Below are 21,680 nucleotides of genomic sequence, written 5' to 3' on the forward strand. Positions count from 1 at the left end.
CGTGGGGAGGCCGAGGCATGAGCGTCCTCCTCACCGCCACCTGCGCCGTCCCGGCGGTCGGTGCGGTGGTCACCGCCGCCCTGCCCGCCGGGTCCACCGAGGCGCGGCGGCGGACCACCAAGATCGTGGCGATGGTCTTCTCCGCCGCCACCCTGGCCCTGGCCGGCGCGGTGGCCGCGCGGTTCGACCCGGACGGCGCCCGCTACCAGCTCACCGAGTCCTACAGCTGGATCCGTTCCTTCGGCATCACCTTCTCGCTCGGGGTGGACGGCATCGGCGCCGTCCTCGCCCTGCTCACCGCCGTCCTGGTCCCGGTCGTGCTGCTCGCCTCCTGGCACGACGCGGACCCGGCCGCCGCGCCCCCGGAGGGGTCGTTCGAGAACCGGCGGCGCACCCAGGCGTTCTTCGCCCTGGTGCTGGCGGTGGAGGCGATGGTGATCGTCTCCTTCTACGCCACCGACGTCTTCCTCTTCTACGTCTTCTTCGAAGCCATGCTGATCCCGATGTACTTCCTCATCGGCGGCTTCGGCGACAGGGCAGGCGGCCCGGAGTCGGCCCGCCAGCGCTCCTACGCGGCGGTCAAGTTCCTGCTCTACAACCTGCTCGGCGGTCTGGTCATGCTGGCCGCCGTGATCGGCCTGTACGTGATCGCGCAGGAGCAGGGCCTCGGCACCTTCGACCTGCAGACGCTCACCGCGGCCGTCGCCGACGGCCGGCTGCAGCTCGGCGGCACCGCGGAGAAGGCGCTGTTCCTCGGCTTCTTCTTCGCCTTCGCGGTCAAGGCCCCGCTCTGGCCGCTGCACACCTGGCTGCCGAACGCGATGGGCGAGGCCACCGCGGGCACCGCCGTGCTGATCACCGCCGTGGTGGACAAGGTCGGCACCTTCGCGATGCTCCGCTTCTGCCTCGGGCTGTTCCCGGACGCCTCGAAGACCTTCGCCCCGGCGATCCTGGTCCTCTCCCTGGTCGGGATCGTCTACGGCGCGCTGCTGGCCATCGGCCAGAAGGACATCAAGCGGCTGGTCGCCTACGCCTCGATCTCGCACTTCGGCTTCATCATCATGGGCATCTTCGCGATGACCAGCCAGGGCCAGAGCGGTGCCACCCTTTACATGGTCAACCACGGCATCTCCACCGCCGCGTGGATGCTGGTGGCCGGCTTCCTGATCTCCCGTCGCGGCTCCCGGCTGATCGCCGACTACGGCGGCGTGCAGAAGGTCGCCCCGGTGCTCGCCGGGACCTTCCTGATCGGCGGGCTGGCGACGCTCTCGCTGCCCGGTCTGGCGCCGTTCGTCAGCGAGTTCCTGGTCCTGGTCGGCACCTTCAGCCGGTACCCCGCGGTCGGCATCGTCGCCACCTTCGGCATCGTGCTCGCCGCGCTGTACGCCCTGCTGCTCTACCAGCGCACCATGACCGGCCCGGTCAAGGAGGAGGTGCGCGGCATGCCGGACCTCAAGGTCCGCGAACTCGCCGTGGTCGCCCCGCTGGTGGCACTGACCGTGCTGCTCGGTGTCTACCCGAAGCCGCTCACCGACCTCGTCAACCCGTCGGTGAACGCCACCCTCTCCCAGGTGCACCAGACCGACCCGGCACCGGCGCACCCGGTGTCCGCCGACCACGGGACCGCCCAGGACGGGACCGCCCGCTCAGGAGGTGAGCACAAGTGAGCAGCACCGGATGGCTCGCCGCCGCCGGCGGCAGCACCCAGAGCATCCCCGCGCCGCACATCGAGTACGGCCAGCTGTCCCCGATGCTGGTGGTGTTCGGCGCCGCTGTGGTCGGCATCCTGCTGGAGGCCTTCCTGCCCCGGCGGCTGCGGCACTGGGCCCAGGTGGTGACCGCCCTGGTCGGCCTGGCCGGCGCCTTCGTCGCCGTGCTGGTGCTCGCCGCGCAGGGCTACGGCACCACCAAGGTCGAGGCGGTCGCGATGGGCGCGGTCGCCCTGGACGGCCCGACGCTGTTCCTCCAGGGTGTGATCCTGCTGGTCGCGGCGGTCGCGGTGCTGACCTACGCCGAGCGCCGGCTGGAGCCGAAGGCCGGCGGAGAACCGGCCGACGCCTTCGCCGCCCAGGCGGCCGCCACCCCCGGTGGCGAGCACGAGCGCAGCGCGATCCGGGCCGGCTTCACCACCAGTGAGGTCTTCCCGCTCACCATGTTCGCGGTCGGCGGCATGCTGCTGTTCCCCGCCGCCAACGACCTGCTGACCATGTTCGTGGCGCTGGAGGTCTTCTCCCTCCCGCTCTACCTGCTCTGCGCGCTGGCCCGGCGCCGCCGGCTGCTCTCCCAGGAGGCGGCGGTCAAGTACTTCCTGCTCGGGGCCTTCGCCTCGGCCTTCTTCCTGTTCGGCACCGCGCTGCTGTACGGCTACGCGGGCACGGTGCGGCTCGGCGAGATCGCCGAGGTCATCTCCGGGAACGCGCTGCTCACCCCGGCGCTGGTCTCCTCGACCCAGAACGACGCCCTGCTGCTGGTGGGCCTGGCGATGCTGACGGTCGGTCTGCTCTTCAAGGTCGGCGCGGTGCCGTTCCACTCCTGGACCCCGGACGTCTACCAGGGCGCGCCGACCCCGGTCACCGGCTTCATGGCGGCGGCGACCAAGGTGGCCGCGTTCGGCGCGGTGCTGCGGCTGTTCTACGTGGCCTTCCCGGCGCTGCGGCTGGACTGGCGGCCGGTGCTCTGGGGCGTCGCGATCCTCACCATGGTGGTCGGCGCGGTCCTGGCCGTCACCCAGCAGGACGTCAAGCGGCTGCTCGCCTACTCCTCGATCGCGCACGCCGGGTTCATCCTGACCGGTGTGATCGCCAGCAACCGGCAGGGCGTCGGCTCGGTGCTGTTCTACCTGCTGGCGTACTCCTTCGTGACCCTCGGCGCCTTCGCCGTGGTCACCCTGGTGCGCGACTCCAAGGGCGAGGCCACCCACCTGTCCAGCTGGGCCGGCCTCGGCCGGCGCTCCCCGCTGGTCGCGGCGGTGTTCGCGCTCTTCCTGCTGGCCTTCGCGGGCATCCCGCTGACCTCGGGGTTCACCGGCAAGTTCGCGGTCTTCCAGGCCGCGGCGGCGGGCGGCGCCACTCCGCTGGTGATCGTGGGTGTGCTCAGCTCGGCGGTGGCGGCGTTCTTCTACGTCAGGGTCATCGTGCTGATGTTCTTCTCCGACCCGCAGCCGGGCGGCCCGACCGTCGCCGTCCCGAGCGCCTTCACGGCGACCGCGATCGGTATCGGCGTGCTGGTCACGATCGGGCTCGGACTGCTGCCGCAGTACTTCCTCGATCTCGCCTCGAAGGCAGTGTTCTTCGTCGGCTGACCGTCCGCCGACGGCCCGGCCGAACGCCCCGGCGGCGGCCCGGTCCGACCGCTCCGACGACCGTCCGGGTCGCGCCCCGCGCGCGGCCCGGACGCTTCGTTCGGGTATCCCCGCTGGCCAGCGGGGACGCCCCGCGCATGACAGAGCCGCACGCCCGTGCAGTGATCCACTCGTGACCGGATACCCTGCCTGTATGGCCAGCGGCGGCACTCAGGGACCGGGCCGCTAGATCGACCAGGGACAGAGGAGTGGTCTTCGTGACCGTCGTGGGACCCTTTGGGCTCAGCGTGCAGGACCGCGATCTGACCCGTGACGTCCAGGCCGGGATGGACGCGGTGGAGATCGCGCTCGCCGAGGCCGTCAAGAGCGACGTCCCCTTCATCACCGTCACCGCCAGCCATCTGATGGCCGCGGGCGGGAAGCGCTTCCGTCCGCTGCTGGTACTGCTGTCCGCCCAGTTCGGCGACGCCGGTGCGACCGGAGTGATCCCGGCCGCCGTCGTGGTCGAGCTCACCCACCTCGCCACGCTCTACCACGACGACGTCATGGACGAGGCCCCGGTGAGACGCGGCGCCCCCAGCGCCAACTCGCGCTGGGACAACTCGGTCGCCATCCTGACCGGCGACTTCCTCTTCTCCCGTGCCTCCCAGGTGCTGGCCGACCTCGGCCCGGAGGCCGTCCGGCTGCAGGCCGACGCGTTCGAGCGGCTGGTCACCGGCCAGATCCTGGAGACCGCCGGCCCCGGCCCGGACGACGACCCGCTCGACCACTACCTGGGCGTGCTGGCCGGCAAGACCGGTTCGCTGATCGCCGTCTCCTGCCGGATAGGAGCACTGGCCGCCGGCGCCGAGCCGTGGGTGATCGACATCCTCAGCTCCTTCGGCGAGCGGATCGGCATCGCGTTCCAGCTGGCCGACGACGTGCTCGACATCGCCAGCGACGGGCACGAGTCCGGCAAGACCCCCGGCACCGACCTGCGCGAGGGCATCGAGACCCTGCCGACCCTGCTGCTGCGGCAGATGCCGGCCGACCCGTCCGACCCCTCCGACACCCGGCTGCGCGAGCTGCTCCGCCAGGACCTCGCCGACGACGAGCTGCACTCCGAGGCCCTGCGGCTGCTGCGCCGCCACCCGGCGCTGGAGCACGCCCGCCGGGAGACCCTGCGCCACGCCGAGGAGGCCCGCGCGATGCTGGACCCGCTCCCGGACGGGCCGGCCAAGGAGGCGCTCCAGGCGCTCTGCGACTCGGTGGCCATCCGCACCATGTGATGCCCGCGGGCGGGCGGTGCGAATCACGGTCCGACGTCCCGGCGGCCACCCGGATGGGGGAGACTGACACCCGTCAGCACCGTGTCCGCAGCTCCGCCCATCCGGAAGGCCGCCATGCTTCGCGTCGTCATCGCCGAGGACTCCGTACTGCTGCGGGAGGGTCTGACCCGGCTGCTCACCGACCGGGGCCTGGAGGTCGTGGCCGGAGTCCCGGACGGTGACGCGCTGATCAGGACCATCCACGAGCTGGCCGCCGAGGACGCGCTGCCCGACGTGGTGGTCTCGGACGTGCGGATGCCCCCCACCCACACCGACGAGGGCCTGCGGGCCTGTGTCACGCTCCGTGGCCGCTATCCGCAGCTCGGTGTGCTGGTGCTTTCGCAGTTCGTCGAGGAGCGCTACGCCTCCGAACTGCTGGCCGGATCCACCCGGGGCGTCGGTTACCTGCTGAAGGACCGGGTCGCCGAGGTGCGCGAGTTCGTGGACGCGGTGGTCCGGGTCGCCGAGGGCGGCACCGCGCTGGACCCGGAGGTCGTCCAGCAGCTGCTCAGCCGCAGCCGCAAGGGCGATGTGCTGGCCGGGCTGACCCCGCGCGAGCGTGAGGTGCTGGGGCTGATGGCGGAGGGCCGGACCAACACCGCGGTGGCCAAGCAGCTGGTGGTCTCGGAGGGCGCGGTGGAGAAGCACGTCAGCAACATCTTCCTCAAGCTTGGCCTGGAGCAGAGCCGCGGTGACCACCGCAGGGTCCTCGCCGTGCTCACTTATCTGAATTCCTGACCGGCTCGCCGACGGGCTGCCCGCAGTCTGCATTCGTATTCGAACCAACCTTCCCCGTCCGGGTACGGTTCCGGTCGTCCACGGCGTTGTTTATGGGTGCGGCGGTGATTTTCCGCCGCATCGGGGAGTTCCGTCCAAGGCAATCCTTACCCGCATAGGATGCGAGAGGTGCACCAGGCGGACGGGGCACACGGCTCACGCCCGCGGCTGGTGCCCACGAGGAGGTCCGCGGCAGTGACCAGTCAGGTCGATCAGTCAGAAGCAGTGGACGGCTCGGACGGCGACGAGGGCGGGTCCGGGCCCGGCGGGGGCCGCTCCGGCCCTGCCGTGCCGGTCGGTCCGCAACACCGTGGCGCCAAGCCGATCCGCAGGCTGGACCGGGTGATCATCAGATTCGCCGGCGACTCCGGCGACGGCATGCAGCTCACCGGTGACCGCTTCACCTCGGAGACGGCGTCCTTCGGCAACGACCTCTCCACCCTGCCCAACTTCCCGGCCGAGATCCGCGCTCCCGCCGGAACGCTGCCGGGTGTCTCGTCCTTCCAACTCCACTTCGCCGACCACGACATCCTGACCCCGGGGGACGCGCCCAACGTCCTGGTGGCGATGAACCCCGCGGCCCTCAAGGCCAACCTGCCCGACCTGCCGCGCGGCGCGTCGATCATCGTCAACACCGACGAGTTCACCAAGCGCGCGCTCGCCAAGGTCGGCTACGGCGCGGACCCGCTGGGGGACGGTTCGCTGGAGGGCTACCACCTGCACAAGGTGCCGCTCACCACGCTGACCCTGGAGGCCCTCAAGGAGAGCGGCCTCGCCCGCAAGGACGCCGAGCGCGCGAAGAACATGTTCGCGCTGGGCCTGCTCTCCTGGATGTACCACCGCCCGACCCACGGCACCGAGGCGTTCCTGCGCACCAAGTTCGCCAAGAAGCCGCTGATCGCCGAGGCCAACATCAGCGCCTTCCGGGCGGGCTGGAACTTCGGCGAGACCACCGAGACCTTCGCGGTCTCCTACGAGGTGCCGCCGGCCAAGCTGCCGCCGGGCCGCTATCGCAACATCTCCGGCAATCTGGCGCTGTCCTACGGCCTGATCGCCGCCTCCCGCCGTTCGGGGCTGCCGCTCTACCTGGGCTCCTACCCGATCACCCCGGCCTCGGACATCCTGCACGAGCTGAGCCGGCACAAGAACTTCGGCGTGCGCACCTTCCAGGCCGAGGACGAGATCGCCGGCATCGGCGCGGCCCTGGGCGCGGCCTTCGGCGGCGCGCTCGGCGTGACCACCACCTCCGGCCCGGGCGTGGCCCTGAAGAGCGAGACGATCGGGCTCGCCGTCTCGCTCGAACTCCCGCTGCTGGTGGTGGACATCCAGCGCGGCGGCCCGTCCACCGGTCTGCCGACCAAGACCGAGCAGGCCGACCTGCTGCAGGCGATGTTCGGGCGCAACGGCGAGGCCCCGGTGCCGATCGTGGCCCCGGCCACCCCGGCCGAGTGCTTCGACGCGGCGCTGGAGGCGGCCCGGATCGCGGTCACCTACCGCATCCCGGTCTTCCTGCTCTCGGACGGCTACCTGGCCAACGGGTCGGAGCCCTGGCGGATCCCGGAGGTGGACGAACTGCCCGCCATCGAGCCGGACTTCGCCACCGGGCCGAACCGCGAGGACGGCGCCTTCTGGCCGTACCTGCGCGATCCGCAGACGCTCGCCCGTCCGTGGGCGGTGCCCGGCACGCCCGGTCTGGAGCACCGGATCGGCGGCATCGAGAAGCAGGACGGCACCGGCAACATCTCCTACGACCCGGCCAACCACGACTTCATGGTCCGCACCCGGCAGGCCAAGGTGGACGGCATCGAGGTACCGGACCTGGAGGTCGACGACCCCTCCGGCGAGGCCAGGGTCCTGGTGCTCGGATGGGGTTCGACCTACGGCCCGATCACCGCGGCGGTCCGCCGGGTCCGGGCGGACGGCGGCGAGGTCGCCCAGACGCACCTGCGCAACCTCAACCCCTTCCCGGCCAACCTCGGCACCGTGCTGCGGAGTTACGACAAGGTCATCGTCCCCGAGATGAACCTCGGCCAGCTGGCGCTGCTGCTGCGCGCCAAGTACCTGGTGGACGCGCAGTCCTACAACCAGGTGCGCGGACTGCCCTTCAAGGCGGCGCAGCTGGCGGATGTGCTGTGGGCGGCGATCGGCAACCTGGACGAGGAGGACAACCGATGAGCGAGAACTTCCCCTCCTTGAAGCTGGTACCGAAGGCCGAGGCGCCGCAGAGCGCCAAGGAGTTCAAGACCGACCAGGAGGTCCGCTGGTGCCCCGGCTGCGGTGACTACGCGATCCTGGCCGCGGTACAGGCCTTCATGCCGGAGCTGGGGATCAGACGGGAGAACACCGTCTTCGTCTCCGGTATCGGCTGCTCATCCCGTTTCCCGTACTACATGAACACCTATGGAGTGCACTCGATCCACGGCCGGGCCCCGGCGATCGCCACCGGGCTGGCCTCCTCCCGGCGGGACCTCAGCGTCTGGGTGGTGACCGGCGACGGCGACGCGCTGTCGATCGGCGGCAACCATCTGATCCATGCGCTGCGCCGGAATGTGAATCTGAAGATCCTGCTGTTCAACAACCGTATCTACGGCCTGACCAAGGGGCAGTACTCGCCGACGAGCGAGATCGGCAAGATCACCAAGTCCACCCCGATGGGTTCGCTGGACGCGCCGTTCAATCCGCTCTCGCTGGCCATCGGTGCGGAGGCCACCTTCGTCGCCCGGACCATCGACTCCGACCGCCAGCACCTCCAGTCGGTGCTGCGGGCGGCGGCCGAGCACGAGGGCACGGCGCTGGTCGAGATCTACCAGAACTGCAACATCTTCAACGACGGCGCCTTCGAGGTGCTCAAGGAGCCCGGTACCCGGGACGAGGCGCTGATCCGGCTGGAGCACGGTCGGCCGATCCGGTTCGGGGCGGACCTGGCCCGGGGCGTCTTCCGCGGTGCCGACGGCGAACTGACCGTCGGTGAGGTCACGGCCGACAACGAGTCGTCGGTCCTGGTCCACGACGCCCACGCGGCCGGCCCCTCGGCGGCGTTCGCGCTCTCCCGGATCGCCGACGCGGACACCCTGCACCACACCCCGATCGGGGTGCTGCGCCAGGTCCGACGGCCGGTGTACGACGAACTGATGGCCGACCAGCTGGACACCGCCGTCGCCGACCGGGGCGAGGGCGACCTGGCCGCGCTGCTCGCGGGCGGTGACACCTGGTCGGTCGACTGACCCCGACCGAACGAACGAACGGCGGCGCCCCCGGCCATTCCCGGCCGGGGGCGCCGCCGTTCACGGTGCTGTCAGTGCTGTCAGTGCTGCTGCTCCGCCCACTCCACCAGCTGGACCACGACCCCGTTCGGGTCGGTGACCTGGAACAGCCGCTCGCCCCACGGCTCCTCGCGCAGCGGCATGGTGATCCCCACCCCGGCGGCCCGCAGTCGGGCCTCCTCGGCGGCCACGTCGCCGACCACGAAGGCGAGGATCAGCCCGGAGGCGACCTGGTCGCGGTACTCCTCGGGCAGGACCTCGGTCCCGCGCCGCAGGAAGACCACGTTCACCCCGGCACTCCCGTGCCCGAGCGACGCGAACCCGTCCGCCGCCATCTGCTCGGCGAACCCGAAGTGCTCCCGCAGGAACGAAGCGGACGCCTCGACGTCCTCGACGGTGAGTGAAACGGCGGAGGAAGTGATCTGCATGCCCGGTGGCCCTCTCGTTCGCTGTTATCCCGTACGCAGTACACTATACATAGTACGGAGAATGAGGCCAGAGTGATCCCGGTCACGGTCGTGGCAGCGTTCGAAGCGTCGGGGTCTAGTCCAGCCCGGGCAGGGCGTCCTGCTCGACCTCGTGCCGGACGACCCGCTCGGCCGGGTCCCGGCACTCGGGGCCGAGGCGCAGGATGCGCGACTCCGGGTCGTGCAGCGGGCGGTGGCAGCGGCGGCAGGTGACCCGGGGGCGGACGACCTCGCGGGTGTCGGTGCCCGGCAGCGGGTCGGGGTCGGCGATGGTCATGGCTCCGACCGTACCGGCGGGCCCCGGGGGTCCGGCGTGAAAGGATCGGCCCATGGCCAGTGACCGCAGCAGTGCCGGGGACCCGGCGCGCACGCTCGCGCTGCTCTGGGGCGTGTCGGCGGAGGAGAAGCCCGGTCGGCGCGGACCCCGGCAGGCGAAGTCCCCGGCGGAGATCGCCGCCGCCGCGATCGCGATCGCGGACGCCGAAGGGATGGACGCCGTAACCATGCGGCGGGTCGCCCAGGCGCTCGGCGTCTCACCGATGGCGCTGTACACCTATGTGCCCGGCAAGGCCGAACTCGTCGACCTGATGCTGGACACCGCCTACGCCGGCATGACCCGCACAGCGCCGGACGGGGACGGCTGGCGGGCCCGGGTCGCGGCCGTGGCCGAGGACAACCGCGCGCTCCACCGCGCCCACCCGTGGACCGCTGTCGTCGCCACCGCCCGCCCGCCGCTGGGCCCTGGTCTGATGGCCAAGTACGAGTACGAGCTCCGTGCCTTCGACGGTGCAGGCCTGTCCGACCTCGACCTGGACGCGGCGCTCACCCATGTGCTCGGCTTCGTCCAGACCTGCGCCCGGATGGCCGCCGACCGGCGCGCCGCGCAGCAGGACAGCGCGATGACCGACGCCCAGTGGTGGGAGGCCAACGCCGAGTTGCTCACCCGGGTCCTCGACCCGGAGCGCTATCCGGTCGCGGCCCGGGTGGGCGCCGCCGCCGGTGAGGCGCACGGCGCCGCGTACGACCCCGACCACGCCTACACCTTCGGCCTGCCCCGGGTGCTGGACGGACTGGCGGAGCTGGTCAGGGGCGGGTAGCCCGTCCGTCGTACTCCTCGCGCGCGTCACTGACGGCGCACATCCGGGCCTCCACCCAGTGGGCGAGCGCCGACACGTACTCGGCGGCCTCCAGGCCCAGTGGGGTGAGGCTGTAGTCGACCCGGGGCGGGATCACCGGGTACGCCTCGCGGAGTACGAAGCCGTCCCGCTCCAGGGTCTGCAGGGTCTGCGCGAGCATCTTCTCGCTGACGCCCGACACCCGGCGGCGCAGCTCGCTGAAGCGGTACCCGCGCTCCCGCAGGGCGACCAGCACCAGCACCCCCCAGCGGCTGGTGACGTGCTCCAGCACGCCCCGGGACGGACACATGCGGTCGTAGATGTCGGGCGCGCGGTCGAGCAGCGACGAGCCCTCTGTCATTACCTCCATGTCAGTACCCTACTTCAAAGTGCGTACTATCCAGAAGTTAGTGCCGTCCCTAGGGTGAGTTCCGAAGCCAACGCGGTTTCGAAGCGCGGTTTCGAAGCGCGGCTTCGAAGTCACCGCCACACCCAAGAGGAGCAGGGACATGTACGTCGTCACCGGAGCCACCGGACAGCTCGGCCGCCTGGTCGTGGAGGGGCTGCTGGCAGCCGTTCCGGCGAACGAGATCGCGGTGGTGGTGCGTTCCGCCGCCAAGGCCGAGGAGTGGGCGAAGCAGGGCGTGCGCGTCCACGAGGCGGACTACAACCGCCCCGAGACGCTCGCCGGGGTCTTCGCGGCCGGCGACCGGGTGCTGCTCATCTCCGGGAACGAGTTCGGCCGCCGGGCGGCCCAGCACGGTGCGGTGATCGACGCGGCGAAGGCCGCCGGGGTCGCGCTGCTCGCGTACACCAGCATCCTGGGCACGGCCACCTTCGGGCTGGCCGACGAGCACCGGGCGACCGAGGAGGTGCTGCTCGGCTCCGGCCTGCCGTACGCCCTGCTGCGCAACGGCTGGTACACCGAGAACTACCTCGGTGACGCCGCCGGCACGGTCGAGCGCGGCGTGGTGGTCGGCAGCGCCGGCGCCGGCCGGGTGGCCACCGCCCCCCGCCGCGACTACGCCGACGCCGCGGTCGCCGTCCTGGTCGGCGAGGGCCACGAGAACAAGGTCCACGAGCTGAGCGGCGACGCCGCCTGGGGCCTGTCCGAGCTGGCCGCCGAGCTGGCCCAGGCCTCGGGCCGTCCGGTCGAGCACCGCGACGTCACCCCGGCCGAGCACCGGGAGGTGCTGATCGGCGCGGGCATGCCGGAGGGCTACGCCGACGTGTTCGTGGACGTGGACGCCGGTATCGCGCGCGGCGAGCTGGCCACCGCTCCCGGTGACCTGGGCCGGCTGATCGGCCGCCCGACCGTGCCGCTGGCCGAGACCGTCCGGGCCGTCCTGGGCGCCTGACCCCGGCTCACCGCCACTCCCGGCCCCACCGGCGACGGTCCGTCGCCGGTGGGGCCGGAGGCATGTCATGACCAAAAACCGAATACGGAGATGACAGGTGCGGCCGCGCCCGCTACCGTCGGCTCGACACTCGCGCGCGCGGAGGGCAGACGGTCCATGCCAGACACGACCCAGCAGGAGGCCGGACGCGGCCTCTGGTGCGGCTTCGCCGCCTATGGCATATGGGGGCTCTTCCCCCTGTTCTGGCCGCTGCTGGAGCCCGGGGCCGCCGACGACATCCTGGCCAACCGGATGGTCTGGTCCCTGGTCGCGGTGGTCCTGCTGCTGGTCGCCCAGCGGCACTGGGGCTGGATCCGCCCGCTGCTCCGGCAGCCCCGCCGGCTCGCCATGCTGGGCGCCGCCGCCACGGTGATCTCGATCAACTGGGGCGTCTACATCTGGGGCGTCAACACCGGGCACGTGGTGGAGACCAGCCTCGGCTACTTCATCAACCCGCTGGTCACCATCGCCTTCGGGGTGCTGGTGCTCAAGGAGCGGCTGCGCCGGGCCCAGTGGGTGGCGGTCGGCATCGGCGCGCTCGCGGTGGCGGTGCTGGCCATCGGCTACGGGCGGCCGCCGTGGATCGCGCTGACCCTGGCGTTCTCCTTCGCCACCTACGGGTTGCTGAAGAAGAAGGTCGGGCTGAGCGGGCTGGAGAGCCTGGCCGCCGAGAGCGCCTTCATGTTCCCCTTCGCCCTCGGCTACCTGGTGTACCTGGAGGTCGCCGGCCGCGGCACCTTCGGCCACACCGTGGCCGGCGAGTACGGCTTGGGCCACACCGGACTGCTGATGCTCAGCGGGGTGATCACCGCCGTCCCGCTGCTGCTCTTCGGCACGGCGGCCGTCCGGGTGCCGCTGAGCGTGCTCGGGCTGCTCCAGTACCTGGCGCCGGTGTTCCAGTTCCTGATCGGCATCGCGGTCTTCCACGAGTCGATGCCGCCCGCGCGCTGGGCCGGCTTCGCCCTGGTGTGGGCCGCGCTCGTGGTGCTCACCTGGGACGCGCTGCGGCGGGTCCGGGCCGACCGGGCCCGGACTGCCGCTGCCACTGCCGCCGCCGCCACCGCCGCCACTGCTGCCACCGGGGCCACCGCAGCGACCGGGGCCGCCGCGGTGGCCGGGACGGCCGACGCCGTGCCGGTCAGGCCGTGATGTCCCGCGCGGTGAACCGCGACCAGGACGCCGAGCCGAACACCGCCACATAGGCGGCCTGCAGCCCGAGGTTCTTCAGCACCCCGTCCCACTCCATCGGCGCCCGCAGCAGATCGCCGAAGGTGAGCCAGTGGTGGGTGAAGAGGAACGGCTGGATCGCGTGCAGCTGCGGGAAGCTGTCCAGGATCTGCACGGTGATCACCAGGCCGACCGTCGCCGCCATCGCCGCGATGCCGCTGCCGGTGAGGGTCGAGATGAACAGCCCGATCGCGACCAGCCCGGCCAGTGACGCGGCCACCACGGCGGCCACCAGGACCGCCCGCAGCAGCGCCGACCCCAGGCCGATGGTCTCGCCCGAGATCAGCGTGACGTCGCCGACCGGGAACAGCGCCGCCCCGGTGATCACCGCCGCCGTGGCGACGGTGACCGTCGCCGCCAGGCAGAACACCAGCCCGGCGGTGAACTTGGCGGCCAGCAGCCTGGTCCGCCCGGCCGGCGCCACCAGCAGGTAGCGCAGGGTGCCGGTGGCCGCCTCGCCGGCCACCGAGTCCCCGGCGACCACACCGACCGTCATCGGCAGGAACACCGGCAGTGCCACCGCGAGGGCCGTGAACACCAGGAACAGGCCGTTCTGGGTGACCTGGGCGATGAACGCCGGGCCCTCGCCCCCGCGCGGCCCGTCCGTCTCGATCCGGACCACCACACCGATCAGGACCGGCAGCAGGGCCAGGATCCCCAGCAGCACGATGGTCCGCAGTCGGCGGAAGGTCAGCACCAGCTCGCTGCGGAACAGCGCCAGGAACCCGGCCGCCGTCTGCGGGCGCCGTCCGTGCGCCGCCGCCGCGACCGCCGGTACCGCCTCGGCCGGCACCGCCTCAGCCCGCGACATCGAAGCCCTCCCCGGTCAGCGCCACGAAGGCGTCCTCCAATGTGCCCCGCTCCACGCCGAAGCCGTGGACCCGGACCTCCGCCGCGACCAGCGCCACGCAGAGCCCGGGCAGCGCGTCCTCGGCGAGCGCGCCCAGCTCGCCGTCCACCCGGTTCTCGGCGATCCGGAGCTCGGTGACCTTGTGCGCGAGCAGCACCTCGCCCGCCCGGTGGGTGTCCGGCGTCCGCACCACCAGCCGGCCCCGGGCCCGGGCGGCCAGCTCGGCGACGGTGCCCTGCACCAGCAGCCGGCCGCGCGACATCACGGCGGCATGGGTGCAGACCTGCTCGATCTCGTCCAGCAGGTGCGAGGAGAGGAAGACCGTGGTGCCCTCGGCCGCGACCTCCCGGACCAGGGCCCGGATCTCCCGCATGCCCTGCGGATCCAGGCCGTTGGTGGGCTCGTCCAGGACGAGCAGCTCGCGCGGCTGGAGCAGCGCCGAGGCCAGGCCGAGCCGCTGCTTCATGCCCAGCGAGTAGGCGCGGGCCTTCTTGCCGGCCGCGGCGGTCAGCCCCACCCGGTCCAGGGCCTCGGCGACCCGCCGCTGCCGGGTCCGCGGGTCGGCGGTCGGGTCGGCGGCGTCGAACCGGGCCAGGTTGTCCCGGCCGGAGAGGAAGCCGTACAGCGCGGGCCCCTCGATCAGCGCGCCGACCCGGGGCAGCACCGAGGACACCGACTGCGGCATCGGCTCGCCGAGCACCGAGGCGACCCCGGAGGTCGGGGCGATGAGCCCCATCAGCATCCGGATCGTGGTGGTCTTGCCGGAGCCGTTCGGCCCGAGGAAGCCGAAGACGGAGCCCCGGGGGACGCTCAGGTCCAGTCCGTCCACGGCGAGCTGGCCGCCGCGGAACCGCTTGGTCAGGCCCCGGGTGCTGATCACGTCGTCGGACCGGTGGGAGGTCGAAGCGGCACGGGGGGCCGGGCGCGTCGCCGCGCCCGGCCCCCCGGCCGGCTCCGTAACGTCCCCCGTTACGGAAGCCTGGGCCACTACTTCACCCCGGCCGCACTCTGCAGCACCGGCAGGGTCACCGCGCCCGCGAACACCCGGCCGTCGTCGGTGACGAGCACGTTCAGCACCTTGGTGCTGATCAGCGAACCGCCGGCGACCGGCTTGCCGAGCGACTTGACCAGGGCGAGCGGGTTCTGCAGCTTGCCGCCGCCGCCCGGGCCGTGGCCGCCCTTGCCACGCGGGCCCTTGCCCTCGGCCGGGACGAACACGTCGTCGCCGGGCAGCTTGGCGGAGAGCACCGCCGTCCAGCCCTCGCCGATCACGTTCAGACCCTCGGCGGCGGCCTTGGCCTCCTCCGGGGTCACCTCGGCGCGCGGCGTCGCATCGGCCTTGCGCTCCGTCACCTTGGCGCCCTTGGGCACGGTGAACTCGAAGGTCTTCGCGGACGGCGCGGCGAACGAGACATCGGTGAAGTGGACGTCCAGCACGGTGCTGCCGTCCGTCCCCTTGACCACGACCGACAGCGGCACGCCGTTGTCGGCGGCCACCGCGATCCGGACCTCGCCGATCGTCGAACCGGAGCCGGTGGGCTTCACGCTCAGCCGGTAGGCCTTCTGCCCGGCCACGTTCACGGTGCCGTCCACGGTGACGGAGGTGGTGCCCGCGCTCGCGCCCAGGAACTGCTGGGCCGCCTCCTGCGGGGTGGTCGGCACCCCGGTCAGCGGGCCCTTGCCCGGGTGGCCGTCCGCCTTGGCGTCCGGCCGGGCCCCGGTCAGGTGCACGGCCTCGTTGCTGCTGCTGTCCCAGGTCCACACCTGGTCGCCGTTGCGGATCATCTCGTAGCCGGCCAGCTGCTCCAGCAGGCCGATCCGCTGCCGGTCGGGCCCGTCCACCGCGACCCGCAGCCGGTGCTCGCCACCGAGCAGGCCGGTCAGCTTCGCCTCCGGGGCGGCGCCCGAGGACCTGCCCCCGGAACCGCCGCCCGGGGCACCGCCGGCGAGGCCGCCGGCCGCGGCACCCAGCAGCTGGCTCGGCACACCGAGGTCGGCCGCGACCGACACCGTGCCGGTCAGCGTCTCCGCCTGGGAGCCGAGCACCTTCGCCACCACCTGCTCCGCCGTCAGCGCGGGCAGCTCCGGCGGCGAGGAGTCCGCCAGCGCCGGTACCAGCCCCACCCCGGCGGCGATCGCGGCCGTGACCGCCAGCGGCACCGCGACGCGCACCAGCGTGCGTCGGCGGGACCGGTAGGGAGCCCCGTCCTGCCACTCGTCCGCCGGGCCGCTGCCCGCGGTCGCCCTGTCGTCCGTCATCCGTCCAACCCCTCCGTCAGTGACCGACTGTCCCTGGGTATCCATTAGACGGTCCCGCGTCGCCCGCGTCATCGCCCTGCAGGGTTGGATCCGGCTCGACCTCGCGTCGCAGCCGACCCTGATTCCCCCTCAGGGTCGTCTCCTCCGAACGTACGAGGAACGTACGTGAACTGGCGTAGGGTCGCGGCATGGACGCATCCAACACTCCGACCGCCAACGCGATGCGCCGCGCCCTGCGCCGCGCCCGGGACGGTGTCGCGCTGGACGCGACCGAGGCGGCGGTACTGCTCCGGGCCAGGGGCGAGGACCTGCGCGACCTCTGCGCCTCCGCCGCCCGGGTCCGCGACGCCGGCCTCGAAGCGGCCGGCCGCCCCGGCGTCATCACCTACTCCAGGAGCGTGTTCATCCCGCTCACCCGGCTCTGCCGGGACAAGTGCCACTACTGCACCTTCGTGACCGTCCCCGGCAAGCTCCGCCGGGCCGGCCACGGGATGTACATGTCCCCGGACGAGGTGCTGGAGGTCGCCCGCAGAGGCGCCGCGCTCGGTTGCAAGGAAGCGCTCATCACCCTCGGCGACAAGCCCGAGGACCGCTGGCCCGAGGCCCGCGAGTGGCTGGACGCGCACGGCTACGACGACACCGTCGCCTACGTCCGCGCCATGTCGATCCGCATCCTGGAGGAGACCGGGCTGCTCCCGCACCTCAACCCCGGGGTGCTGAGCTGGACCGACTTCCAGCGGCTCAAGCCGGTCTCCGCCTCGATGGGGATGATGCTGGAGACCACCGCCACCCGGCTGTGGAGCGAGCCCGGCGGCCCGCACCACGGCTCGCCCGACAAGGAGCCGGCCGTCCGGCTCCGGGTGCTGGAGGACGCCGGCCGCAGCTCGGTGCCGTTCACCAGCGGCCTGCTGATCGGCATCGGCGAGACGTACGAGGAGCGCGCCGAGTCGCTGTTCGCGCTGCGCCGGGTCTCCCGGGCCTACCACGGCATCCAGGAACTGATCCTGCAGAACTTCCGCGCCAAGCCGGACACCGCGATGCGCGGCATGCCGGACGCGGAGCTGGACGAGCTGGTCGCCACCGTCGCGGTGGCCCGGCACATCATGGGCCCCTCCGCCTGTCTGCAGGCCCCGCCGAACCTGGTGGACGGCGAGTACGAGCGGCTGATCGAGGCCGGTATCGACGACTGGGGCGGCGTCTCCCCGCTGACGCCCGACCACGTCAACCCGGAGCGCCCCTGGCCGCAGATCGACAGGCTGGCCGAGCGTTCGGCGGCGGCCGGCTTCGAGCTGCGCGAGCGGCTCGCCGTCTACCCCGAGTACGTCCGGCACGGCGAGCCCTGGCTGGACCCGCGGGTGCTGCCGCACGTCCGGGCGCTGGCCGACCCGGAGACCGGACTGGCCCGCCCGGACGCGGTGGTCACCGGACACCCCTGGCAGGAGCCGGAGGACCTGCCGGAGTCCTACGGCCGCACCGATCTGCACAGCACCATCGACTCCGAGGGCCGGACCGGCGACCGGCGGGCCGACTTCGAGGACGTCTACGGCGACTGGGAGGTGCTGCGGGAGCAGGCCGCCTCGGCCGCCCCCGGCCGGACCGGGGCCCCGGAGCGGCTGGACGACGAGGTCAGGGCCGCCCTGGCGGTGGCGGCCGACGACCCGACCCGGCTCACCGACGGGCAGGCGCTGGCGCTGTTCCAGGCGGACGGCCCGGCCCTGGACGCGCTGTGCCGGATCGCCGACGCGGTCCGCCGGGACGCGGTCGGCGACGAGGTCACCTACTGCGTCACCCGGAACATCAACTTCACCAACGTCTGCTACACCGGCTGCCGGTTCTGCGCCTTCGCCCAGCGCCGCACCGACGCCGACGCCTACAGCCTCTCGCTGGAGCAGGTCGCCGACCGGGCCGCGCAGGCCTGGGAGGTCGGCGCCACCGAGGTCTGCATGCAGGGCGGCATCCACCCGGACCTGCCCGGCACCGCCTACTTCGACATCGCTCGCGCGGTGAAGGAGCGGGTCCCGGGGATCCATGTGCACGCCTTCTCGCCGATGGAGGTGGTCAACGGCGCGACCAGGACCGGTCTGTCGATCCGCGACTGGCTGCAGCGGGCCAAGGAGTCCGGCCTGGACACCATCCCGGGCACGGCCGCCGAGATCCTGGACGACGAGGTCCGCTGGGTGCTCACCAAGGGCAAGCTTCCGGCCGCGACCTGGGTGGAGGTCGTCAGCACCGCGCACGAGCTGGGCATCCGCTCCTCCTCCACGATGATGTACGGGCACGTGGACACCCCCGCGCACTGGGTGGGCCACCTGCGGCTGCTCGCGGAGATCCAGCAGCGCACCGGGGGCTTCACCGAGTTCGTGACGCTGCCGTTCATCCACACCAACGCCCCGGTCTACCTGGCCGGCATCGCCCGGCCGGGACCGACCGCGCGGGACAACCGGGCGGTGATCGCGATGGCCCGGCTGCTGCTGCACCCGCACATCCCCAACATCCAGACCAGCTGGGTGAAGCTGGGTGCCGAGGGCGCGGCGGAGATGCTCCGCTCGGGTGCCAACGACCTCGGTGGCACCCTGATGGAGGAGACCATCTCGCGGATGGCCGGTTCGGCGTACGGCAGTTACAAGTCGGTCCGGGACCTCCAGGCGATCGCCGAGGCGGTCGGACGGCCGCACCGGCAGCGCACCACGACCTACGGCGAGGTGCCGGCCGAGCGGCTGGCCGCCGCGCTGGCCTCGGACGGACACCTGCCGGCCCTGCTGCCGCTGGCCGACTGAGCCCGTCCGGTCGCCGCCCGCCGGGCCCCGGCGGGCGGCGACCGGCCCCGGCCCCGGACCCGGCGGAACCCGGGCGGTCCGGCGGGTGGTGGAACATCCGGTGGGGATCCGGTGGAGCGGGAACCCTGCCGGGCTGTTCGGGCATTCGAATAAAGTGCGAGGGCGCGCGACCGGCCGTGCGTCGCGCGTCCCTCCCGCTCCCGGACGAAAGGCGCTTGCCGTGATGCCACTGTGGTCCCGCGCCCAGCAGCAGGACTTCCGCAGCCGGGTGCGGGGTTGCCTGCTCGGCGGAGCGATCGGGGACGCACTCGGCGCGGGCGTGGAGTTCGAGTCCTTGGAGAAGATCCGCGCCGCGCACGGCCCGCTCGGCGTCACGGGGTACGTCCCCGCGTACGGGCGGCTGGGCGCGGTCACCGACGACACCCAGATGGTGCTGTTCACCCTCGACGGGCTGATACGCGCCCACATCCGCCGGGACACCGGCAGCTGGCACCCGCCCACCGACGTCCACCGCGCCTATCTGCGCTGGGCCGTCACCCAGCGGGACTGGGGGCCGGACGAGCGCCGGGACGACCTCGGCTGGCTCGGCCGGGAGGAGTGGCTGTACGCGCAGCGGGCGCCGGGCCAGGCCTGCCTCTCCGGCCTCTCCGGGCCGGACGCCGAGCGGCTGGGCACCCTGGAGGCGCCGAAGAACCCGCACTCCAAGGGCTGCGGCACGGTGATGCGGGCGGCGCCGTTCGGGCTGCTGACCACCTGGGAGCCGGGGCTGGTGTTCCAGCTGGCGGTGGAGTGCTCGGTACTGACCCACGGCCACCCCACCGGATACCTCTCGGCCGGAGCGCTGGCGGTGATCGTCCAGACCGTGGCCCGGGGCGGCACCCTGGAGGAGGGCGTGCACCTGGCGCTCGCGCTGCTGTCCGAGCGGCCGGCGCACGAGGAGACCACGGCGGCGCTGCGCGCGGCGCTGGACGCGGTGCGGGCGGGGGAGCCGTCCGCCGAGCGGGTCGAGGCGCTGGGGGAGGGCTGGGTCGCCGAGGAGGCGCTGGCGATCGGGGTGTACTGCGCGCTGGTCGCGCACGACGTCCGGTCCGGGCTGCTGCTGGCGGTGAACCACTCGGGGGACAGCGACTCCACCGGCGCGGTCTGCGGCAACCTGCTCGGGGTGCTGCACGGCGACACCGCGCTGCCGCCCGGCCTGGTGGCGGGTCTCGAGGGGCGCGGGGCGCTGCTGGAGCTGGCCGACGACTTCGTGCTGGAGCTGATGCACGGGCCCGAGCTGCACAGCCGGGACACCGCGGAGGGCGCGGCCTGGGCGGCCCGCTACCCGGTGCTCGGCTGATCCTCCGCCGTCGGGCCGGGCAGCGTTTGTCGGGGGCATGCCTCCGGACGCCGAGATGCCCGTAGCGGTGGCCGCCGCCCCGGGGGAGGGCGACGGCCACCGCTACGGGCACCTGGGCCGGGAACCGGCACGAGGTCGATCAGAGGCTGTCGAACGCTCCGGCACCCGCGGCGGCCGCGAACGCGTTCCAGGCTTCGGGGGAGAAACTCAGCTGCGGTCCCTCCGGGTCCTTGGAGTCACGGACGGCCACCCGGTCGGCGGCCGGCACCCTGATCTCCACACACGCGCCGTTGCCGCCGCTGTGACTGCTCTTGCGCCAGCTCGTCCTGTTCTCGAAGGTGGTGCTCATCGGTGGTATCCCTCTTCAATGTCGGCTATCAGTGAGCGGGTCTCCGCCACCCCGAGCGCGGCCGCCCGCAGGTGGTCGTAGAGACTGGTATAGCGGCGCACGTCGGCCTCCTTCTCCAGGTAGAGATCGCTCGTCACCCCTTCGAAGTAGACAACCGTCGAATCGGCTGACTCCGGGAACTCCAGCAGGGAGAATGTCCCGGTCATTCCGGGGTGGGCACCGTGCGAGAACGGTATGACCTGGATGGTGATGTTGGGGCGCTGGCTCAGCTCCAGCATGTGCTTCAGCTGGTGGGCCATCACCTCCTTGCTGCCGACCTCCCGGCGCAGCACCGCCTCGTCTATCACCGTCCACAGACTGCCCAGCGGGTTCTCGCCGTTGACCCGGTCCTGGCGCTTCATCCGGACCTGCACCCGGCGCTGGACGGAGAGGGCGTCGGTGTCCGGCTGGGTGCCCTCGACGACGGCCTGGGCGTACTGCTCGGTCTGCAGCAGCCCGGGCACGAAGGAGGACTCGTACGCGCGGATCGACGAGGCCTCGGCCTCCAGTCCGATGTAGACGCTGTACGGGGTGGGCATGTCGTTGAAGTCGTGCCACCAGCCGCGCTGCCGGGACTCCCGGGCCATCTCCATCAGGCTGGCCCGCATCGCCTCGTCGGCGACGCTGTAGACGTCGCACAGGTCGCGGACGTCGCGCTGACTGATGCTGCGGCGGCCGTTCTCCAGGCGGCTGATCTTCGACTGGGAGACCATCAGCCGGCCGGCGACCTCCTCCGCGGTCATCCCCGCCGCGTCCCGGAGCTTGCGCAGCTCCGAGCCGAGGCGTCGACGACGCACCGTGGGATTGATGTTCGCGGACACGTCGACCTCCGGTCGGACCTCTGGTGATCGTTGGAACGGAAGTCCTCGGAACACGGTGGAAATCTGGATCAACCCCCTGACGTTGTGCAGCATGTCACCCCGGATCAGGTCGGCGCCGGGAAATCGCAGGAGCGCAGTAGAACAGATCATCGGAAAAGCGCTTCGGCGAGACAGCGGACGCCTCCGGGTGGTAGAGGCGCCCGCGGCCCGGTCCGGTGGTGGGGCGACGGCGTGACGGATGTGGTGCGGATGCGGCTCGGGGCCGCGCAGGTGCTGGTGGCACGTGCGGGGGCGGTATGCGGCCGGGGGTCCGGGTGGGGGGTGGACCGACTCGGGGGACGGCGGAGGGGCGGGGGCCCCGGGGCGTCCCTCGCGGGGGGCCCCCCCCTCTC

19 protein-coding genes are annotated in these 21,680 nt (G+C 72.4%); 11 read left to right on the forward strand and 8 right to left on the reverse strand.

The window, feature by feature from the left end; all coding sequences use genetic code 11:
• The first annotated feature begins 17 nt into the window (after window positions 1-17).
• From ADK60_RS32520 to ADK60_RS32545, 6 genes are all read left to right on the forward strand, one after another.
• Window positions 18-1,667, forward strand: a complete 1,650-nt coding sequence (locus ADK60_RS32520; RefSeq protein WP_045937598.1) for an NADH-quinone oxidoreductase subunit M — start codon at window positions 18-20, stop codon at window positions 1,665-1,667.
• A complete protein-coding gene (nuoN, locus tag ADK60_RS32525) occupies window positions 1,664-3,301 on the forward strand; it encodes an NADH-quinone oxidoreductase subunit NuoN (RefSeq protein ID WP_045937597.1) in 1,638 nt (545 codons plus the stop codon). The genes ADK60_RS32520 and nuoN overlap by 4 nt, the downstream gene beginning before the upstream one ends.
• A gap of 257 nt (window positions 3,302-3,558) precedes the next feature.
• A complete protein-coding gene (locus ADK60_RS32530) occupies window positions 3,559-4,569 on the forward strand; it encodes a polyprenyl synthetase family protein (RefSeq protein WP_045937648.1) in 1,011 nt (336 codons plus the stop codon).
• A 114-nt stretch (window positions 4,570-4,683) separates the two neighbouring features.
• The gene (locus ADK60_RS32535; RefSeq protein ID WP_045937596.1) at window positions 4,684-5,346 is read left to right on the forward strand and encodes a response regulator transcription factor; all 663 of its coding nucleotides are present in this window, start codon (window positions 4,684-4,686) and stop codon (window positions 5,344-5,346) included.
• A 234-nt stretch (window positions 5,347-5,580) separates the two neighbouring features.
• Window positions 5,581-7,560: a 2-oxoacid:acceptor oxidoreductase subunit alpha gene (locus ADK60_RS32540; protein ID WP_079008876.1), complete on the forward strand. Its 1,980-nt coding sequence runs from the start codon at window positions 5,581-5,583 to the stop codon at window positions 7,558-7,560.
• Window positions 7,557-8,609, forward strand: coding sequence for a 2-oxoacid:ferredoxin oxidoreductase subunit beta (locus ADK60_RS32545; protein ID WP_053650567.1), 1,053 nt, complete (start codon window positions 7,557-7,559; stop codon window positions 8,607-8,609). Before ADK60_RS32540 ends, ADK60_RS32545 begins: the two co-directional genes overlap by 4 nt.
• A gap of 80 nt (window positions 8,610-8,689) precedes the next feature.
• Here the strand turns inward: ADK60_RS32545 and ADK60_RS32550 are convergent, their stop codons facing one another.
• Window positions 8,690-9,076: a VOC family protein gene (locus tag ADK60_RS32550; protein WP_053650568.1), complete on the reverse strand. Its 387-nt coding sequence runs from the start codon at window positions 9,074-9,076 to the stop codon at window positions 8,690-8,692.
• A gap of 115 nt (window positions 9,077-9,191) precedes the next feature.
• Window positions 9,192-9,392 (reverse strand): DUF6011 domain-containing protein, encoded by a 201-nt coding sequence (locus tag ADK60_RS32555; protein ID WP_053650569.1) that lies wholly within the window; start codon window positions 9,390-9,392, stop codon window positions 9,192-9,194.
• A 52-nt stretch (window positions 9,393-9,444) separates the two neighbouring features.
• Here ADK60_RS32555 and ADK60_RS32560 point away from each other — a divergent pair, with 52 nt between their 5' ends.
• Window positions 9,445-10,212 (forward strand): TetR/AcrR family transcriptional regulator, encoded by a 768-nt coding sequence (locus ADK60_RS32560; RefSeq protein ID WP_053650570.1) that lies wholly within the window; start codon window positions 9,445-9,447, stop codon window positions 10,210-10,212.
• Here ADK60_RS32560 and ADK60_RS32565 read toward each other — a convergent pair.
• Window positions 10,199-10,600 (reverse strand): winged helix-turn-helix transcriptional regulator, encoded by a 402-nt coding sequence (locus tag ADK60_RS32565; protein ID WP_502687470.1) that lies wholly within the window; start codon window positions 10,598-10,600, stop codon window positions 10,199-10,201. The two genes, ADK60_RS32560 and ADK60_RS32565, sit on opposite strands and share 14 nt — an antisense overlap.
• Before the next feature lie 139 nt (window positions 10,601-10,739).
• On the opposite strand from ADK60_RS32565, the gene ADK60_RS32570 reads away from it, so the two are divergent.
• Together ADK60_RS32570 and rarD are read left to right on the forward strand one after the other, a co-directional pair.
• On the forward strand, window positions 10,740-11,588 hold the full coding sequence (locus tag ADK60_RS32570; protein ID WP_053650572.1) for an SDR family oxidoreductase: 849 nt from the start codon (window positions 10,740-10,742) through the stop codon (window positions 11,586-11,588).
• Window positions 11,589-11,744: 156 nt separating this feature from the next.
• Window positions 11,745-12,776, forward strand: coding sequence for an EamA family transporter RarD (gene rarD / locus ADK60_RS32575; RefSeq protein WP_053650573.1), 1,032 nt, complete (start codon window positions 11,745-11,747; stop codon window positions 12,774-12,776).
• Here the strand turns inward: rarD and ADK60_RS32580 are convergent.
• The 3 genes from ADK60_RS32580 to ADK60_RS32590 are packed head-to-tail and all read right to left on the reverse strand — an operon-like array spanning window position 12,766 to window position 15,963.
• The gene (locus ADK60_RS32580) at window positions 12,766-13,665 is read right to left on the reverse strand and encodes an ABC transporter permease (protein ID WP_045937588.1); all 900 of its coding nucleotides are present in this window, start codon (window positions 13,663-13,665) and stop codon (window positions 12,766-12,768) included. The two genes, rarD and ADK60_RS32580, sit on opposite strands and share 11 nt — an antisense overlap.
• Window positions 13,652-14,692, reverse strand: coding sequence for an ABC transporter ATP-binding protein (locus tag ADK60_RS32585; protein WP_079008877.1), 1,041 nt, complete (start codon window positions 14,690-14,692; stop codon window positions 13,652-13,654). Before ADK60_RS32585 ends, ADK60_RS32580 begins: the two co-directional genes overlap by 14 nt.
• Window positions 14,692-15,963 carry a LolA family protein gene (locus ADK60_RS32590; RefSeq protein WP_045937586.1) on the reverse strand — a complete coding sequence of 424 codons (1,272 nt, stop codon included), beginning with the start codon at window positions 15,961-15,963 and terminating at the stop codon, window positions 14,692-14,694. Before ADK60_RS32590 ends, ADK60_RS32585 begins: the two co-directional genes overlap by 1 nt.
• A 188-nt stretch (window positions 15,964-16,151) precedes the next feature.
• Between ADK60_RS32590 and ADK60_RS32595 the strand changes: the two genes are divergently transcribed.
• Window positions 16,152-18,740: a bifunctional FO biosynthesis protein CofGH gene (locus ADK60_RS32595; protein ID WP_053650575.1), complete on the forward strand. Its 2,589-nt coding sequence runs from the start codon at window positions 16,152-16,154 to the stop codon at window positions 18,738-18,740.
• A 223-nt stretch (window positions 18,741-18,963) separates the two neighbouring features.
• Window positions 18,964-20,079 carry an ADP-ribosylglycohydrolase family protein gene (locus ADK60_RS32600; protein ID WP_030393503.1) on the forward strand — a complete coding sequence of 372 codons (1,116 nt, stop codon included), beginning with the start codon at window positions 18,964-18,966 and terminating at the stop codon, window positions 20,077-20,079.
• Between the two features lie 139 nt (window positions 20,080-20,218).
• Here the strand turns inward: ADK60_RS32600 and ADK60_RS32605 are convergent, their stop codons facing one another.
• Both ADK60_RS32605 and ADK60_RS32610 read right to left on the reverse strand, forming a co-directional pair.
• The gene (locus tag ADK60_RS32605) at window positions 20,219-20,428 is read right to left on the reverse strand and encodes a DUF397 domain-containing protein (protein ID WP_053650576.1); all 210 of its coding nucleotides are present in this window, start codon (window positions 20,426-20,428) and stop codon (window positions 20,219-20,221) included.
• Window positions 20,425-21,288, reverse strand: a complete 864-nt coding sequence (locus ADK60_RS32610) for a helix-turn-helix domain-containing protein (RefSeq protein WP_045937583.1) — start codon at window positions 21,286-21,288, stop codon at window positions 20,425-20,427. Before ADK60_RS32610 ends, ADK60_RS32605 begins: the two co-directional genes overlap by 4 nt.
• Between the last annotated feature and the right edge of the window lie 392 nt (window positions 21,289-21,680).

The organism is Streptomyces sp. XY431 (assembly GCF_001279805.1).
Lineage (GTDB): Bacteria > Actinomycetota > Actinomycetes > Streptomycetales > Streptomycetaceae > Kitasatospora > Kitasatospora purpeofusca.